The organism is Methanosaeta sp. UBA356, from assembly GCF_002496465.1.
GTDB classification, from domain to species: domain Archaea; phylum Halobacteriota; class Methanosarcinia; order Methanotrichales; family Methanotrichaceae; genus Methanothrix; species Methanothrix soehngenii.
Window position 1 is genome coordinate 28,491 of record NZ_DAKC01000110.1, and the last position, 17,308, is coordinate 45,798.

Consider the following 17,308-nt stretch of genomic DNA (forward strand, 5'->3'; position numbering starts at 1 on the left):
ATCGAAGTTGATGAAAATGAAAAGATCATCTGAGTTTGTAATGCTGCTGATAGCGTTATGTGCCAGCTCATGCGCAATATGCTCTTCTTCGCTGGCTTTCAGCTATACCCTGAATATATTTGGCAACGCCAATATGGATGATGCCATCAATGAGTCTGATATCGCTTATCTGGAGGACGTGATGGCTGGCAGGAGCCCAGCAACGGAGCTATCTGATGCCAATCTCGATGGTATTGTGGATGGGAAGGATATCGAGCAGGTAGAGAGGCTGATTGATGAGACTGGAGAGCAGCTCACCCTCAAGGCCTACACCATATACGAAGAATTGATGAATATCACCATTCCCATGCCGGTGGAGAGTATTGCGGTCCTCAACCTGGCCTGTGCAGAGTCGGTCCGAGGCATAAATGCACAGGATATGGTCGTAGGCGTCGGCTCATCCCTGGTGGAGGGATCGAACCGGGATTTCTTCCCAGAGATGATCGACCTTCCCACGGTGGGAAAATGGAGCGAGCCGGATATCGAGGCCATCATCAGCCTCAATCCCGATGTCGTGATTGCTGATTTGAGGACACCAGATCCAGAGAAACTGGAAGACAAATTAGAAGGCACAGGCATTACAGTGGTTCGCATGGGCTTTACCTATCCCGACTACTCTTCGTCGGAGATCATGGCCCTGGGCTATATCCTGGACCGGAAAGATGATGCCCGAGAGCTGAACAGTTTCGCGGGAAAATACTCAGACCTCATCGAGGAACGGGTATCATCAATCGCTGAGAGTGAAAGGCCCCGGGTCTATCCCATATACTATACTTCGGCCGATCTGTGGAAGACGGGATCCAACGGCTCCATCGTGGATATGCTCTGCGGCCTTGCCGGGGGCGAGAATATCGCCCATGATCTGACCGGAGGAACGGGCGGGATGTATCCCACTGTGGACCCGGAATGGGTGGTAGGAGAGAATCCCCAGATAATCTTCACCTGGAGCTCTCCTGGAGGCTACAGCCTGGCCAATGACACTGCCATGAGAGAGCTATGGACAAAGATCGTCCAGGCTCCGGAGCTATCACGGGTGGATGCAGCAAAGGACGAGCGGGTGCATCTCATGACCACAGAGATCACCAGCCGGCCAAGGTGGTTTGTGGGCCTTTCATATCTGGCCAAGTGGTTTTATCCGGAGAAGTTCCTGGATTTGGATCCAGAGGCCATACACAAAGAATATCTGGAGAGGTTCCAGGGGCTAGAATATCAGGGGATCTTTGTATATCCATAGCCCCATGGGCGAATGATATCCCGAGAGAGATGGATGCATTCTCCTGGGAATCGCCCCCATGCCGCCTTTTTCAACTTCAATCCGGGAGCTTAATGCTCGACAGCTTTAAAGGATATTCGATTATTATTAGAGAATGGAAATGCTCCATCTATTAGCTGAATCACTGGTCGCCACCGCCAGCACCATGTCAATAGTATTCATAATGCTATTCCTAACTGGCCTGATGAATGAGCTGGGCTTATTCTACAAGATCTCTTATCTGGCAAAACCTTTGATATCGTTCTCCCATCTTCCTGCTGTCTCTGCATCCACATTTGTGGTGAGCCTGGGGTCGGCCCTGGCCGCGAACACAATGATCGCCCGGATGAAAGATGAGGGCAGTCTGACTGAGTGTCAGGCATTTTTCTGTGCCATCATGAACAGCGTTCCCGTCTACTTTCGAGAGCTGTTCACATATCATCTGGCCTTTGTTGTCCCGGTGCTGGGGCTGTTTGCAGGAGGGATTTATGCCATTGTTGCTCTATCCACCGGGATCATCAAGCTCTTTATAGTGGTGATCCTGGGGAGGGCCTATCTCCCTGAAGGCTCTGATGCTTCGAAAGATGCGGATATTCCCGAAAATAAAACGACCATCTTCCAGGCTGTTTTGAGATCCCTGAATGGACAGGGACGGCTGTTTTTGCGTATATCATCCCTGTTTTTCATAATGACCTTTCTCGTTTTATACCTGAGCGAGAAGGGAATCCTCCAGTCGATCAATGCCCTTCCCATCGCCCAGATCTTCAGAGTGCCGCCTGAGACCATAGTTCCTCTGACCATCTATGTGGCCAGCCCCAAGGCGGGCATCACCCTTTTGGGGCCGATGATCAGCAACGGCAGCATAAGCGAGATAAAGGCCCTGATAGTCCTGATGCTGGGCAGCATGTTCATGCTTCCCTTCTACTCCATCCGCTCGCTCATGCCCAATTATACCTCAGTCTTCGGAATGAGGTTGGGGTTGTCATTGGTGGTGATATCCACGGGGATCAGCGTGCTGGTCAGGCTGATGGTCTTGATCGTGTTGATGGTACTGGCTGGATAAAGAAGCATTCTCTGGGAAATTCCTCACGTTCGGTCTTCGCGATTCTGTTGAGAGATCGGCATCCTTGCTCTACAGGGCCGCTTTTATGAATGGCTGAGCTGATGGCTGCAATGATCATCCCGCCCTCTCCAGGGATTCTATCAGGGGGGTGATGGCACTCGGCAAATCTTTCTCAGAAGCTCAAAAGGGCCTTTGCTTATTGCTCTAAGTAAAATCTTGATATATATTAATCTTAATAAATCATACTTTTATCGACATACTTATAAGCAGATGGGTCAATTTCAGTTCAGACTTGGCAATTGAGGTGACGGGACTGTGAATAAAGCAATCTATGCATTGATCTCATTAGGATTATTGCTGATCCTCTCCGCAACCGCCCAAGAGTTCACCCTGGATATCTTCGGCAATGCGAATGGCGATGATCTGATCGATGAAGAGGATATAAGCTATCTGCAGGGCATCCTGGATGGCGAGAATGAAAAGACTGACCTCTCTGATGCCAATAATGATGGCAAGGTCGATGAAAATGACATTGATCAGATTGAGCAGATCATCCAGGGGACTGAATCCGAGATCTATTATATCGATGCCTTTGGCAATTCCAGCCGGGTCAAGCATCCCTTAGAGAGGATCGTTCTGGTATACGACAATACGGCAGAGATCATTCGCATCCTGGGTGCAGAAGAGCGGGTGGTCGGGGTGGATTCAGAGGGAAGCTCCGGTGCCATTGGAAAGTATCCCACCTACTTCCCCCAGTTCATCCAGACCGCTTCCATCGGCAACAGAAACGATTGCGATGTGGAGGCAATCCTGAAGCTCCATCCGGATGCAATAATCATCGGCACAAAGACCGGCTGCCCTTATCTTGAGGAGAAACTCATGGGGTCGGACATAGATGTGGTCTATCTGGAGACCTGGAGCAAAGGGACGCCATCTCTTTTCACCCTCGCTTATATGCTGGATGAGGTGGATAGAGCATTGGAGTATCAGGAATGGAAGGATGGATATCTGGATATGGTTGCTGAGAGGGTAGCTACTATTCCAGAGGGTGAGAGGGTGAAGGTCTTCGTTGACCGGCCGGGTAATACCACAGTCGTCCGGGGAAGCGGCTACTCTGAGGCGATAGAGCTTGCCGGGGGAATAAACATTGCTGCGGACCTGGCCGATAGCCTCCGGGTGGATGCTGGCATCTCCTCAAAGAACACCCTGCCCCCAGTGGAGACCGAATGGGTGCTGGAACAGAATCCGGATGCGATCATTGGACTGTCCTGGAATGGTGGCTATGAGGTCGATGATGAATCCGTTCTGAAGGAGCGCTATGATGAGATCATGGGAACAGCTGGATTCGGCGAGACCAATGCAGGAAAGAATGGCAGAATCTATGTGACCTATTTCATAAACACCCTGGGAGCAGGAGATCATATTGGCGTCCTGTACTTTGCCAAGTGGCTTTATCCCGACCTATTCGGGGACCTCGATCCGGAACAGGTGCATCAGGAATATATCGATCGGTTCCAGAATGTGGACTACGATCTAAAGGAGCATGGGGCATTCGTTTATCCTCCGATGAGTTAGATGCTACAAGAAGGCTCTTCCTGATTTAATGAGCGGAAAATGCAATAATTGAGTCCTCCCTGAACTCTGAGGCTTTGCATCTGCGGATCTGATCTTCCGCCTTCCATGTTCTCTGATTGGAGGACCAATCCAAAGCTCGGGGGGGGTAACATCATTTTTACTTTTCAATTTAATATATTATTACTAAATACTATTGATAAAGGAAAACTTATTAATAAACAAACCCTATAAACCCAATCAATCACATCAGTATGAGGAATGGAGCATATGCAAGAGAGAAATTTGTCATTGATGATTCAGGGCCATGAGATCTGGCTGGAGAGATCGAAGATCGAGAATGATGATGTTGAGCTGTCCCTTGTCTACGGCCACAATATGCGCCAGGATGGCGTGGCTGATATCAGCAGGTTTTTGCCATTTGTCTTTCTTCCCGATGGAATCCGGGGAGAGGCAGTTCTATCTGCGGGCGATGATCGCCATTCAATGAAGTTCAAGGCAGAGAATGCCGGCCATTACATCGCTTTCGTCGACATGGGCACGACCGTCTGGTCGCAGACCAAGGATGGCTACAACCAGGGTCCAAAATTCCAGTTCAAGGATGTGATCTATGCTGGAGCTTACAACCAGATGGCCAAGACCATAATCTCTGTGGGAAACGGCAGCGACTACATTGGCCGCCCATTGCACGGAATACTGGAGATAGTGCCAAAAGAGCCCTTCTGCCGCGCTGGGCAGGAGATCGAGCTCTCCGTCCTGTACGAAGAGAAGCCTCTAGCGTCTGCAGATATCAAAGCCGTCTCCAAGAAAGAAGGACGGGAGATTGGATCCGCCAGAACGGACGAGAATGGTGTGGCAAGGATTCCCATCGACGTGGACGGCGAATGCATGTTTTTAGTCAGGCATGCGGACGGGACGAAGAGAGTGAACGAGGAGTTCGACGAAACCGTATTTGTCAATACGCTGGTTCTGGAGTCCCGATGAAACGGATAATTTTCTCAGGAAAGGGTGGTGTGGGCAAGACCACCATCCTTTCCAATCTGGCCAGGCTGCTGGCTCGGGATGGCTACAGGGTGCTGGTCATAGACTGCGATCCGAGCATGAATCTGGCCATGTCCCTGGGCATTCCTCTCAGCGATGTCGTCTCTCTGGCAAAGGATAGCAGCCATCTTTGGGAAAGGCTCGGGCCGCAGGCAGAGGAGCAGGAGCATGGTGAGCACGGATTGGAGTGCACAGAGGAGGACCTCGATGAGTTCATTATCCCGGCAGCAGATGGTGTGAAGCTGATTGTGATGGGGACGATACCCTTCGGCGGCGCAGGCTGTCTGTGCGCACCCATATCTCTGGTCCGGCTGCTGGTGAACTACCTGGCATCCGGTCCGGAAGATCACGACTTCATCTTCGTGGACTCTCAGGCCGGGGTAGAGATCTTCGGCCGAGGACTGGCCTCGGAGTTCGACCTCTCCTTCGTCATCACTGAGCCCACCCCCAAGTCCCTGGAGGTGGCAAAGCACGGCCTGAAGCTGGCTGGAGATCTGGGGGTCAAGAGGCAGATAGTGGTGGTGAACAAGGTGGAGGTCGATGAGGACCTTCAGATGGCAAAAAGAGAGCTGGACGGAAATGCTCAGCAGATATTGTCTGTGGGCTATGACCGGGAGGTGGTGGAAGCGGACAAGAAAGGCGCATTGCTCCTCGATTATGCCCCGCATTCCTGCTCCCTGAAGGATATCATCAGAGTAGAGCAGTTCATGCTTTCGGAGGCATAAATGTGTGAATTCACGGTATATCTGTTGGGCGATAACCCAAAAGATCGTCAGATGATGGCGAAAGGCATTCTCGTCGCCAGGAGAAAGGAAGGAAAAGTGCTTTTAATGGATGCTTTCGGCAGCATTACACCGGTGGAGAATGCCACTATCGAGGAGGTGAATACCCTTTCTCAGGAGATGATACTGAAGAGGATGAATTAGAAATGATTAATATCCGGCATGGGGTGATGGCAATGGCGATCGAGATGAGCTTGTACGCCTCACTCATTTTACCTGGATTGCTTATGGATTGCTAAGTATTGCAAATATAGCCATAAATATTATTTGATTGCAATCGGTTGGAGTGTTTATTATGATTGATAAAGGATGTATGATGATCTCATTGTGTATCTTATTCTTCGCCGTGTCCCCGGCGGATGCCCTTGATGTGCGGCTGGATGTCTTTGGCAATGCCAATCTGGATGACATCATCGATGAAGAGGACATTGCATATGTGAAGGATATAATGAAGGGATCGGCAGAGACAACAGAGCTTGCAGATGCTAATTATGATCAGGAGGTCGATGAAGAGGATATCGCTCAGATCGAGAGGATAATCAATGGCACAGAGAGCAACCTCACCTTCATCGATATATTCGGAGATGCGGAGACGGTCAATAAGCCCATAAACCACGTGGCTGCACTGGGCTATATTGGTCCCCAGCTATTGCGTCTCATCGGCGCGGAGGATAGGATGCTGCCTGTGGTTGGACCTGATTATTCCAATTATCCAGTATTTTGGGGAGAGATAAGCCAATGGCATTCGGTAGGGAATACTCCGCCCGATGTTGACTTTGAGCATGTTCTCTCCCTTTCGCCAGATGCCGTTCAGACGAATCTGGAATTTTTGAACTATGCAAATGATGCAGGCAGAAAGATGAAAGAGGAGTTCCACAGGAATCTTCCTGGAATTCCATTGATCTGTCTTAATGCGCGCGAGCCGGAGCATACATCTGCAACTGTCCTGATCTATGGATATATCTTTGATGAAGAAGAGAAGGCAAGAGATTTTGCCGCCTGGCATCAAGAGACTTACAATAGGATAAAGAGGATATCCGATCAGATCCCTGAAGAGGATAAGCCTGAGGTCCTCTTCAACTCCCATGAGTTGGGCACAAAATACACTGCAGGAGGCAGCAGATATGATCAATCGCTCAAGCTGGCCGGGGCAAGAAACCTGATAGACAAAATAGTGAAGGAAGATAGTCCCTTTTACGGGAAGACCAGCGTCGATGTGGAGCCTGAATGGGTGATGGAGCAGAATCCAGAGTATATATTCACATCTTATTTGAATCCAAATAGCAATGCAGGCTTTGAGACCGAGGACGTATCCGGCGCAGCAGAATCCGTCCAGGCCATATCGAATCAGACGGAGTTCTCCGAGCTGGATGCCATCAAGAATGGCAACGTGTATTATATCGACAACTTTCTGGTGGGAGGTGGAGGATTGAATCCAATAGGTGCAGCGTACCTGGGAAAGCTGCTTCATCCGGAGGAGTTCGAAGAGATAAAACCGGATGAGCTACTGAGAGAGTACCTGGCCTTTTATAGCACAGAGACAGAGCCTAAAGGGGTATTTTTATACCCTTTTCTGGAGGAACAGGTTTAGAACCATTCTCAGATATCCAGGCGGCTACGTTCAGTATAGATCTCCGGATCAGTTCGAATTAGTGATTGCTTTAAATGCCGTTGCTTAACTACCTGTCTACTATCAAGGGTTCACTCCGCTGCGTCTCTACTATGCTATTTTATCTGCATCTCATCCGTCTCTATAGCTCCTCATCGATGCTGATCCTTCCCCTAGCCAGCACAATGCATGGCTCAAGCGGTGACTTCTTCTTTGGTTTCTGCAAGGAAAAATGGTTTGCATCCCAGCCTATTGGCTGAGATACATTATTCATTTATTCAACTTCTGCGGGCGAATAGATGTTATCTGGAGTATTATTAGTTGCCAGGCCCGTATTACCCAACTGATTACCAAGCGGTTCTATGAAAATACCACCACCTTCTTTTGCACAGTTATTTGAGATTATAGCGTTTCTCAGGTCGAGCGTGCCTCGGTTATAAATTGCTCCACCCTTTTCTTTTGCCTGGTTATCGATGATGGTTACTTTGCCATCCAGCCTTATTTGGCTTCCTTCATCTATGTAGATCGCACCTCCTTTTCTGGCAGCGTAATTCCTTTCAATTGTAACATCGTTCAATGTGGCGTTACCGATGATAAAAATGCCGCCGCCATCTCCGCCAATAGTATCAGGAATGCTGTCGGTTAGATCAACTCGTTCACAGTCCGTTTCGGTGCATTTAGATAAGCTTACAGAAGTTAATGTTATTCTTTCAGGCAATTTAATACTTTTAGCTACGTTATCTGAGATTATTCCGCCATTTACGATTAAATTGCCTTTAAATACATTTATGCCTCCTCCGTAAAATGCCTTGTTGCGTCGTATATCACAGTTATCCACAGTCACATTCGATTCTGAAGCATAAATACCGCCGCCAGTCCCACATGTTTCATGCAAATTCTCAACCATGGCTTCGTTATCGAGAAGGGAACAATTCTCAATAAGCGCATTTTGTCCGAAGATGAAAACGCTGGCTCCAATACCGGCGTTAAAACAGTTATCCGCCATCTTACTGTTCAGAATTTTGCAGCCCGTGGCTATTAATGGGCAATTAAAGGCGTAAATCGCGCCCCCAGATCCTCTATTGGATTCGAAGGATGTCGAATCTATTATAAGACTGCCGCCTTCATTACTGATGGCACCTCCTGTATCTCCACGGTTGTATGAAATGGTGCAATTTCTCACGATCACCTGCATGCCACTCCCGAAATCATTCCTGTATTCTTCACGGATCTTCTGCAGGTCATAGCTATCTTTTCGCAGCACGGCTCCCTTACTGGAGATGCCACTTCCCATAGATGCTATATTTTGGGAAAATGTGCTGTTTTCCACGATCAATTTTCCTCCCTCGTTAACCACTGTACCATCATGCATAGCGAAGTTATTCGTTACTAAGCTGTCATTTATCCACACTTCACCGTATTTATTGTAAATACTTGAACCATTGTATGCTATATTGTTACCTAATAGGCAATCATCCAAGATCAGCATTTTGCCATGGTTGAGTATAGCCGCGCCAGTCTCACCTTTGCAGTTTATCAATTTGATATTAGATAGTTTTACTTTTACTTGTGGATTGCTTTTACCTATGGCCAATGCACTGCGCAATCTTCGACCGTCTATGATTACCATCCCTTGTCCTTTCAGGGTCAGGTTCTTATCAATCTCTACAAGAAATCCCGAAGAATTCTGGTCAGATATATACCAGCCTGGCTGTAATTCGATGGTATCACCATCTACAGCATTGTCTATCAACTGCTGTAAAGTATCACTATATGAAGGCAGAGATACCAGTTCAACGCCGTAAATGCTAGTCCAAACCCGCCCGTAGCCTGATCGCAGATCCACATCCCCCATAACTGCGTGTTCAAGCTCATCCGCCTGTCCATATACTTCCCCTAATGTGATTAAGAATATTGCTAATGCCAGCAATTTTACGTTCATAACTGATTTCCTCCTAGCAGGTAACTAAGCATAACAATGCAAACCTGAGCTATCCCAATGTCCATACAAACAGCATACATGCGAGCTTGAATAGCTAAAACAATTGGGACAATGCCCATCAACATAACAGTTATTGGAATATTGGCATGTACCTGAATATATAGTGGCACAGGATATTATGTGCCAACTAACTTCATCATCAAGGGCTCCTTTTTCTCGATCACTGCAGTTTGTCCTTTGCTCACATTTTGTATCATTTTCAATAAGACTACTGTTATTCCTTGCAGTCCTTTCCAAACCAATCGGTGTCGATGTTGACTGATTCAAAGCGACGCTATTATTTGGCAAAGGAACAACCTCAGTGTTAGACTGACTCTCTTGTAGTTCGAGTTCTGTTTCTGCACCTTGATTCTCATTACCTTGAACAGACATTACGACATGCATACAAGAAAGTAGTATGCATACCATTAATACATTCCATTTCAGTAGCATACCTCCTGATCATCAATACGAAACACAATTATATTCTAAATATTTAAAGATATTGGAATGCACGGAGTGCACACCTGATTGTCCTTTACCACATCGACATTGGCCAGTTCGCTTCGATCGAGGACTTGATCTCTTGATGCGATCATCTTGGAGAGATCGTCCCGCCTGAGGAGAGGCCGATAATCAACAGCCTTACCTGGACGGCATGCTACCTGTTTGTGGGGGCAGGGACATATGCCGGAGTAATTATGATGGCCGGGGGGCATAACCAGATGCCGTTCCTGATAACCGGCGCACTCTATGCCCTGACAGCATTCCTATTTTATGCATTCCTTGGCCGCAATTCGCTGCTAGGATAGATTGAATGGATTGCCTTTTCTTGGGTCCAGCTGATCACGCAGGCCATCACCGATCAGAGTAAAACCGGTCACGCAGACGATTATCAATGCAGAGGGTACAAGAACCAGATGGGGGTGGCCTGGGAAGACGCCAAATCCGTTCTTGATCATCATCCCCAGCTCGGGGGTTCCCGCCTCCACCCCCAGACCGATGAAGCTCAATCCGCTCACGCTGAGAAGAAGGCCACCAAGCCCTAAGGTGATCATCGGTATCAGGGGAGCGATGGTGTTGGGCAGTATATGTCTTCCCATGATGTAGCTCTCGCTTGCACCCAGTGCTCGGGCGCTCTCGACGAATCCCTTCTCCTTGACTGAGATCACAGTGCTGCGTATGACTCTGGCGTACTTCGACCAGCCAACTATGGACAACGCCAATATCAGGTTTGGCACTCCCGGCCCCAGGGTTCCGACCAGCACCAGGGCGAGGACGATGTCCGGGAAGACGAGCTCGAAGTCGATGATCCTGCAGATCAGCCGGTCGGCAGTGCCTCCGAAGTATCCGGCCATCATCCCCAGAGCAGTGCCCAATGCCACTCTTATCAAGAGGACCACAGCAGCGATGAAGAGAGAGAGCCTCAGCCCATACACTAGCATGCTCAAGAGACATCGGCCCATGTAATCGGTTCCGAGAGGATGCTCAAGCGTCCAGGGAGCGATCCTGTTTCTCAGATCTATCGCTTCGGGATCATGAGGGGCGATCAGTGGTGCAAAAAGAGCTATGATCAGTACCGTCCCAATGATCGCAGAGCCTATGAGTATCTTCTTGTTTCCAGGGATACCCTCTTTCAGGAGATCTCGCTGGGCCATGCCTATAAAACGCCCTCCGGATCTATTCTGGGGTCGATATAGGTATAGAGCAGATCGACGATGATATTTATGAGGATGAATATCACCCCGATTAAGAGGACGCTGGCCTGAACCAATGGGACGTCTCCTGACTGGACCGAGTCCACCAGGAGCCGGCCGATTCCCGGCCAGGCAAAAATGTTCTCCACAATCACCGCCCCGCCGAATAGGCCTCCCAACTCCAGCCCGAGGTAAGTGACCAACGGGGGGAGGGAATTCCTGAATATATGCCCGAAAAACACCCGTGCTTCGCCCAGGCCTTTCGCTTTCGCTGCCAGGACGTAGTCTTGCCTTGACTCTTCCAGGATATCGTATCGGGTCATGCGCATCAGCATCGCTACTCCGCCAAAGGAGAGCGATGCTGCAGGCATGAGCATGGAATCGAGCCCGCTTCGTCCCGCCACGGGAAGCAGATGCAGGCCTATGGCAAATATGAGGATTAAGACGAAGGCTGTGACATATCCGGGCACGGAGATGCCCAGAATGGCAAGATAGCTGAGCATATCATCGATCCACGAATCCTCCTTCCAGGCGGCTAGAAAGCCCAGAGCAAGCCCAAAGAACATGACTATCAGCATGGAGATCATCACCAGCTCGCCGGTCGCCCGGAGGGACTCACTGAGAATGGTTATGACCGGCCTTCTGGTGACGTAAGAGTAGCCCAGATCGCCATGCAACACCCCGCGGGCCCAGTTCAGGTACAGCTGATATGGAGGTGCATCCAGCCCCATCTCCTTTTTCAGGACCTCCACTGTATCACGGGAAGTGGGAAGCTCACCGTTCATCCTGGTCTGCAGTATTCGCTCCGCAGGATCTCCAGGGAATAGATAGAGGAGGGCGAAGACAAATACGGTGAGAACAGATATGGTCAGAATGGCAGCGGCAATCCGCCTCAGGATGAGCCCGTACATGTCCTGCTCCCGTCCCTCGCTCTTGTTCCTCTCGCTCTCCTTCTTTTCATTCAGGCTTTGTAGGCATTCTCCAGGTGATGCCTGCCGATCAGGCTCAGCTCATAGTCCTGTATATCGGAGCTTGAGGCGGAAATGCCCGTGTAGTAGGTCAGATATACCACAGGAACATCCTTCAGTATCCTCTCTTGAAGCTGGTCGTAGATCTCCTTCCTCGCCTCCTGGTCCATGGTCTCCCTTCCTTTTTCGATGAGGTCGGCCACATCATCAGGGGAATAGTTCATGCAGTCGTAGTAATACGATTCCGTAGTAAAATAGCTGGCCCATGTGTCCGGGTCTCTATTGAGGAGAGTATTGACGGAGACCAGATAGATATCCACCTTCCCTCCTTTGGCCTGTTCTCTCACTGCAGAGTCATCGAGAATGGTGATCTCTATATCGATTCCCACCTGGCCCAGCTGATCTTTCAACGCCTCTGCAATGCTTGGAAGCTCCGGCCTGCTCGGATAGGTGAACAGAGATAATTTGAGATCCTCCCCATCCTTATCCATGATGCCATCGTTATCGCTGTCCGACCAGCCGGCCTCTTCCAGGAGTGCAATTGCCTCCTCTGGGTCATATGATGGGGTTTCGAGGTTATCGTTTGACCAGTAGAGATTGGATGAGAAAGGAGCTGATGCCGTCTGATCCATGCCCTCCAGGAGGGAATCGCAGATCAGATCGCGGTCTATTGCCATGCTTATCGCTTGACGCACCAGAACATCATCCAGGGGCGGATTAGCTACATTCAGCAGTAGATGGCGTACTCTGCCCATCTCCTCTTGCTCGTAGACTTTGAAGCTGGAGTCCTCGGCCAGCTTCTTGGCCAGAGCAGGAGAGATAGTGCCAATTATGTCCACCTCGCCTGCTCTCAGCATGCTCTCCCTGGTCTTCTCTTCAGGGACGTTTGAAAATACCACCTTCTCCACCTTTGCTTTGGAGCCCCAATAGTCTTCAAATCGAACACCTGTCATGCTCTCCTTTGGCACCCAGGAGTCGAACTTGAAGGGGCCGGTGCCTATGGGCTCTACGACCTCATCATTGCTGTCGAAAGATGATGCCGCCAGTATCTCAGTTGCATCCTTGCTCAGGTATCCTGCCAGGGGAGCAAATGGCCTGCTGGTGGTTATCACCAGGGTGTACTCATCAGGCGCTGTGACTGACTCCACTGGAAATGCCTTGATGGAAGAATATTCTGCCGATCTTCTGAAGGTCCTCTCCAAGCTCAGCTTCGCAGCTTCTGCATTAAAAGGCGTTCCATCATGGAAGCTGACTCCTTCTCTTAAGTGAAATGTCCATGTTCTGCCGTCCTCGGATACATCCCATGACTGGGCAAGCATTGGCGATAGTTTTCCCTCTGAGTCCACACTCAGAAGCGGCTCAGAAACGTCCACGCTCAATTGATATACAATGGGATCAAGCGATTTTGGCTCCCAGGGCGATGCCACCTTCAGCGTTTCATCATCTGCTGCAGAGATGCCCACGAAGAGGCTGACCAGGAATAGGGCAACTTCAACGATTGCTGCCCTCTGGATTATTCTCTTCGAGAATTGAGGCCCTCTGCTCATAGAATGCCCATAATTCATCATTTCTAATTCCAACCATATTCTTCAATTGGTGCTCTTTTTTTAGTGCTGCAATACCTCTGTAAGCCACTCATGTGAATATCGAATATGCTGATCAATGAGCCGCTTTTCTGGCCACCTCACAGCATTCATGTGATTAAGCTTTCTGGATGGGTGTATATATTAAATAAGGATTTCGGTATTATAGCATTAAATAAGATCAATTCTAATATAAGTAATATTTATGTCCAACTCTTTTGCGATGGGATGCGTCATGTCTTTATAATTTCTTCCAGCTTATTAAAGCATATATAATAAAATACAGCTGTTGCCGCATAGAACAAGCCAGTGACCATAAAAGGCATGCGGCTATCGCCTTTAGCCATCATAAGGCCGCCGACATAGTTTCCAATTCCTACAAAGGTGTAGCAGGCCATCCACATTATGCTGTTTATCATCGACCTCTCCTCAGGCTGAACGATCTCCAGCTTGAAGCTATTCAGGATGGGATTTGCCATATTCATGATCATATATCTCATCACAAATCCAACCACGGCAATGAGCAGGTTATTGGTGAGGACAAACATCAGCAAAAATGGTATCGATAAGATCTGCACAATGGCGACCAGCCGGACCTTCCCCGTCCTTTCGGTGAGAACGGGGACTAGAAAATATCCGAGAATCATGAAGACCTGCGAGACGGAGAAGATGATGCCGATCTGGTTGGCACTGGCACCGAGAACCGTATCAAAGTATACATTGAAATAGGGAAGGGATGTGCCCCATCCTATCCCATAAAGGCAATAAAATAGGGTCATTTGTCTGATGACCTTGGACTTGAATATGGATCGATAGATGTGAAGCTGGCCTCTGATGTCATTATTCTCTTCCGAATTCTTCTCCGCGACATATGCCAGGGGCAGCAGCGATGCCACAGTGGCAACCAATGACACATAGAGAGTTAGCCGATAGGATATGGCGCTGCCAGACTGGGCAGAGATGAGATCTGCCAGGATATCGGGCAGAAATCCGCCCAACATGTTTCCTGATAGGAGGGAAAAGGTGTAGATGAGCGAGGACATGGAGAAGAGATACATCCTCTCTTCTTTGGTCGAGTTTTCCAGGAGGAAGGTCGATCCGGTCACCAGGCCCAGGGCGGATGCCATCCCGGATGCCAGGCTGAATAGCACCAATAGCTCCGGTGTTGTGGTATTATAGAGAAAGAAGAGCGATATAGCGCTGAGAACTGAAGAGAGAAGCAACGTCCTCTTTCTGCCCAGGCGATCACAGACAAAGGCTGCAGGTATGGAAAAGAGTCCCATGGAGGTGGCGGAGATAGATAGGATCAGCCCCAGAAAATCCTCTCCGAAGCCCAGTCGCAGGATGTAGAGATTGAATATGACCCCATATATCCCCGCATTTAGAGTGGTCAGGAAGACGAAGAGCAGATACTTTCTCGCATTGGGGCTGAAGCGCCTTAGCTTGGAGGCATAGCCATTGCCTGCCAGGAGCAAATTCATCAGAAGAAGATCAAATGACATGATAGCTTATTCTGGCAAAAAAAGCTGAGGCTTCACTTAACCCCGGTGACCAGGAACTGCCTGCCGCCGTATCCATGCTTCAGATGGTTGAGGGTTAATAGCAGCTTTCGGTTGAGGTTATCTCTAAGCTGAACATCCCTGAAACCGAGTCTGGTGAGCATCTCTATATCATGGTCAGGCCGCTTCATATTGCAGGACCACAGGTCCCTTTTTATCGTTTTATCCATCTCCTGGTAGCATGGCATCCTCCTCTCGGTGAGCATGATCAGGATCAGAGAGAGACTGCGCCACAGCTGCCTGCATGCCGTCCTATCTCTTTCATCAAACCAGGTGCCATCTACGATCACCAGCCTCCCGCCCGGCCGCAGAACCCTCTGCCATTCAGCAATTGCCTTTTCCGGCTGGGGAAGGGTCCAGAGAACATACCTGTTGACCACAGCATCGAAGGAGCTATCATCAAAGGGCAGAACTTCGCCATCTCCCTGGATTAGATGCATTGGATTGCGCAGAGCTTCCGAGTTCGACTGGGCCTTCTTCAGCATTCCCTCCGAGGCATCAATGCCTGTGACATCATGACCCAGCTCGGAGAGAAGATTGGACACAATTCCCGGTCCCGTGCCCACGTCAAGAATCCGGAGGGGGGCGCTGCCTATAGCTACGCTGAAGATCTTCTGCCATATGCGCCTCTCCCTGGAGGAGTATATGACCTGCCTGACGTTCTCATCGTAGGCCTTTGCCCTCCCGTCCCAGTGTCTGGTTATCCTCTCTTTCATCCCCGGCTCCTGGAAAGGTAGATCGAAAGCGGCAAGACTATCATATCCTCAGGCCTCCACCGGCCAGCGATCATACGGAGGATAGAGGAATGCACCCTTTTCTTCGACATTGAAGTCTATGCGGCAGAAACGGTCCACATATTCCTGATGTATGGCCACGGGATCTATATCCTCGAATAGATCGGGGTAAAAGAGCTTGGCCAGGTATGCAGTGCCTATGATGTTGTTCCCCGCGCCGATGAGCAGGAAGTAGTCCAGACAGTATACCTGATTCTCCTTTACCGCATCGACATTAACCAGCTCACTTCGATTTAGGACTTGATCTCTTGAGGCGGTCATCTTGGAGAGATCATCTGTCTCATATCCGCCATCGCCCCAGCTTGCCACTGCCTCAAAAATATATTTGGGGTTTTCTTTGACGATGAACTCTGGATCCGCAGCGATCATGCCTTTGTACTGAGGATCATCTGGACCCACTGCCCCATCGATGATGTTTTTCCCCCCGGCTAAGACCAGAACCTGGCCCAGATTGCTGCCTGAAGCATAACAATTATAGGGCTCGGATGCGTACTCGAAGAACGCCGTTGGCCTCTCTTCCTCAGGAATGTCTTTGGTCCGGCTTTCAAACAGGTTGTAGTATTCAGTATACCATTTTATGAACTGCTCTGCCTCTTTCTCATGATCTATAAGGTAACCGTAGGTGCGGACGTTCTTCACCAGAACATCAAGCTCACGCATATTGAGAGAGATCAGAGGTACATCGGGGAGGTTTTTCTTGAATATATCCTTCTGTGCCCGGCCCGCGGTTGAAGAAGATCCTCTCTCTATATTGGTCTGGAGAGCATCGGTCTTCAGCATAATTATCCTCTCAAAGTCAGCATTTTCGGCTTGGGCTCCTTCGTCTGGAGAGACTGAAGGAAGGTCGGATAGTTCTGGAAGATATGTCTTATGCGCCGATCTATCTGCACCATAGGCTACAAGGAGGTCTTCTGCACCCAGGATTCTGGTCATCTCCACCCCATTGTAACCCATATTCACCAGGCGCTTTATGGGCTTATTCAACGTCTCTGCCTCACCCAGGATGTCTATATAGGTGATCCGAGTCTCTCTGCCATCCAGTATGGCTTGGACCTGCTCTATATCCTCTTCATCAACATCGCCGTCATAGTTTGCATCGGCAAGCTTGGTGGGCTCGGTTTTGCCCGCTGCGATATCCCTGATATAGTCCAGGTCGGCCTGGTCCAGATGCTCATCCATATTGGCATTGCCATAGATCTCCAGGACGAAATCAGCAGCATTAGTAGGAGATAATATCACGAGAGCATAGATCAAAATCCAAATTAAGCGGTTCGGCTCCATTATTTTATACCTCGCACGGGATAATACATGAATTCAGCAGTCACTTTTTCATACGATAATACATCGAGTTAATAAATACTGTGATGA

General features: G+C 49.2%; 15 protein-coding genes. 7 read left to right on the forward strand and 8 right to left on the reverse strand.

Going from position 1 to position 17,308, the window contains the following annotated elements; all coding sequences use genetic code 11:
• Window positions 1-10: 10 nt before the first annotated feature.
• The 7 genes from BP727_RS10495 to BP727_RS10525 all read left to right on the forward strand — a co-directional run bounded on the left by BP727_RS10495 (window position 11) and on the right by BP727_RS10525 (window position 7,340).
• Window positions 11-1,273: an ABC transporter substrate-binding protein gene (locus tag BP727_RS10495; RefSeq protein ID WP_286858727.1), complete on the forward strand. Its 1,263-nt coding sequence runs from the start codon at window positions 11-13 to the stop codon at window positions 1,271-1,273.
• A 133-nt stretch (window positions 1,274-1,406) separates the two neighbouring features.
• On the forward strand, window positions 1,407-2,354 hold the full coding sequence (locus BP727_RS10500; protein ID WP_286858729.1) for a nucleoside recognition protein: 948 nt from the start codon (window positions 1,407-1,409) through the stop codon (window positions 2,352-2,354).
• 315 nt (window positions 2,355-2,669) lie between these two features.
• On the forward strand, window positions 2,670-3,929 hold the full coding sequence (locus BP727_RS10505; RefSeq protein ID WP_286858731.1) for an ABC transporter substrate-binding protein: 1,260 nt from the start codon (window positions 2,670-2,672) through the stop codon (window positions 3,927-3,929).
• A gap of 267 nt (window positions 3,930-4,196) precedes the next feature.
• On the forward strand, window positions 4,197-4,910 hold the full coding sequence (locus BP727_RS10510) for a DUF4198 domain-containing protein (RefSeq protein ID WP_276836263.1): 714 nt from the start codon (window positions 4,197-4,199) through the stop codon (window positions 4,908-4,910).
• Complete coding sequence (locus tag BP727_RS10515) at window positions 4,907-5,692, forward strand: AAA family ATPase (RefSeq protein ID WP_286858735.1); 786 nt, start codon at window positions 4,907-4,909, stop codon at window positions 5,690-5,692. The genes BP727_RS10510 and BP727_RS10515 overlap by 4 nt, the downstream gene beginning before the upstream one ends.
• On the forward strand, window positions 5,693-5,893 hold the full coding sequence (locus BP727_RS10520; RefSeq protein WP_286858737.1) for a CooT family nickel-binding protein: 201 nt from the start codon (window positions 5,693-5,695) through the stop codon (window positions 5,891-5,893).
• Between the two features lie 169 nt (window positions 5,894-6,062).
• The gene (locus BP727_RS10525; RefSeq protein ID WP_286858739.1) at window positions 6,063-7,340 is read left to right on the forward strand and encodes an ABC transporter substrate-binding protein; all 1,278 of its coding nucleotides are present in this window, start codon (window positions 6,063-6,065) and stop codon (window positions 7,338-7,340) included.
• Between the two features lie 160 nt (window positions 7,341-7,500).
• On the opposite strand, the gene BP727_RS10530 is transcribed toward BP727_RS10525, so the two are convergent.
• From BP727_RS10530 to BP727_RS10565, 8 genes are all read right to left on the reverse strand, one after another.
• The gene (locus BP727_RS10530) at window positions 7,501-7,632 is read right to left on the reverse strand and encodes a hypothetical protein (RefSeq protein WP_286858740.1); all 132 of its coding nucleotides are present in this window, start codon (window positions 7,630-7,632) and stop codon (window positions 7,501-7,503) included.
• Complete coding sequence (locus tag BP727_RS10535; protein WP_286858741.1) at window positions 7,633-9,300, reverse strand: hypothetical protein; 1,668 nt, start codon at window positions 9,298-9,300, stop codon at window positions 7,633-7,635. It lies immediately after the preceding gene.
• 842 nt (window positions 9,301-10,142) lie between these two features.
• Window positions 10,143-10,997 carry an ABC transporter permease gene (locus tag BP727_RS10540; protein ID WP_286858742.1) on the reverse strand — a complete coding sequence of 285 codons (855 nt, stop codon included), beginning with the start codon at window positions 10,995-10,997 and terminating at the stop codon, window positions 10,143-10,145.
• A gap of 2 nt (window positions 10,998-10,999) precedes the next feature.
• Window positions 11,000-11,947 carry an ABC transporter permease gene (locus tag BP727_RS10545; protein ID WP_286858743.1) on the reverse strand — a complete coding sequence of 316 codons (948 nt, stop codon included), beginning with the start codon at window positions 11,945-11,947 and terminating at the stop codon, window positions 11,000-11,002.
• A gap of 50 nt (window positions 11,948-11,997) precedes the next feature.
• Window positions 11,998-13,551 carry an ABC transporter substrate-binding protein gene (locus BP727_RS10550; protein ID WP_286858745.1) on the reverse strand — a complete coding sequence of 518 codons (1,554 nt, stop codon included), beginning with the start codon at window positions 13,549-13,551 and terminating at the stop codon, window positions 11,998-12,000.
• 269 nt (window positions 13,552-13,820) lie between these two features.
• Window positions 13,821-15,089, reverse strand: a complete 1,269-nt coding sequence (locus tag BP727_RS10555) for an MFS transporter (protein WP_013719709.1) — start codon at window positions 15,087-15,089, stop codon at window positions 13,821-13,823.
• Between the two features lie 32 nt (window positions 15,090-15,121).
• On the reverse strand, window positions 15,122-15,862 hold the full coding sequence (locus BP727_RS10560; protein ID WP_013719708.1) for a class I SAM-dependent methyltransferase: 741 nt from the start codon (window positions 15,860-15,862) through the stop codon (window positions 15,122-15,124).
• A gap of 48 nt (window positions 15,863-15,910) precedes the next feature.
• The gene (locus BP727_RS10565) at window positions 15,911-17,194 is read right to left on the reverse strand and encodes an ABC transporter substrate-binding protein (RefSeq protein ID WP_157863759.1); all 1,284 of its coding nucleotides are present in this window, start codon (window positions 17,192-17,194) and stop codon (window positions 15,911-15,913) included.
• Between the last annotated feature and the right edge of the window lie 114 nt (window positions 17,195-17,308).

What these genes read in the sequence shown, in the direction of transcription:
- BP727_RS10515 (WP_286858735.1), top strand. Translation starts at nt 4,907, where the DNA reads ATGAAACGGATAATTTTCTCAGGAAAGGGTGGTGTGGGCAAGACCACC.
- BP727_RS10550 (WP_286858745.1), bottom strand. Translation starts at nt 13,551, where the DNA reads ATGAGCAGAGGGCCTCAATTCTCGAAGAGAATAATCCAGAGGGCAGCA.
- BP727_RS10520 (WP_286858737.1), top strand. Translation starts at nt 5,693, where the DNA reads ATGTGTGAATTCACGGTATATCTGTTGGGCGATAACCCAAAAGATCGT.
- BP727_RS10535 (WP_286858741.1), bottom strand. Translation starts at nt 9,300, where the DNA reads ATGAACGTAAAATTGCTGGCATTAGCAATATTCTTAATCACATTAGGG.
- BP727_RS10555 (WP_013719709.1), bottom strand. Translation starts at nt 15,089, where the DNA reads ATGTCATTTGATCTTCTTCTGATGAATTTGCTCCTGGCAGGCAATGGC.
- BP727_RS10545 (WP_286858743.1), bottom strand. Translation starts at nt 11,947, where the DNA reads ATGTACGGGCTCATCCTGAGGCGGATTGCCGCTGCCATTCTGACCATA.
- BP727_RS10495 (WP_286858727.1), top strand. Translation starts at nt 11, where the DNA reads ATGAAAATGAAAAGATCATCTGAGTTTGTAATGCTGCTGATAGCGTTA.
- BP727_RS10500 (WP_286858729.1), top strand. Translation starts at nt 1,407, where the DNA reads ATGGAAATGCTCCATCTATTAGCTGAATCACTGGTCGCCACCGCCAGC.
- BP727_RS10560 (WP_013719708.1), bottom strand. Translation starts at nt 15,862, where the DNA reads ATGAAAGAGAGGATAACCAGACACTGGGACGGGAGGGCAAAGGCCTAC.
- BP727_RS10540 (WP_286858742.1), bottom strand. Translation starts at nt 10,997, where the DNA reads ATGGCCCAGCGAGATCTCCTGAAAGAGGGTATCCCTGGAAACAAGAAG.
- BP727_RS10525 (WP_286858739.1), top strand. Translation starts at nt 6,063, where the DNA reads ATGATGATCTCATTGTGTATCTTATTCTTCGCCGTGTCCCCGGCGGAT.
- BP727_RS10510 (WP_276836263.1), top strand. Translation starts at nt 4,197, where the DNA reads ATGCAAGAGAGAAATTTGTCATTGATGATTCAGGGCCATGAGATCTGG.
- BP727_RS10530 (WP_286858740.1), bottom strand. Translation starts at nt 7,632, where the DNA reads ATGAATAATGTATCTCAGCCAATAGGCTGGGATGCAAACCATTTTTCC.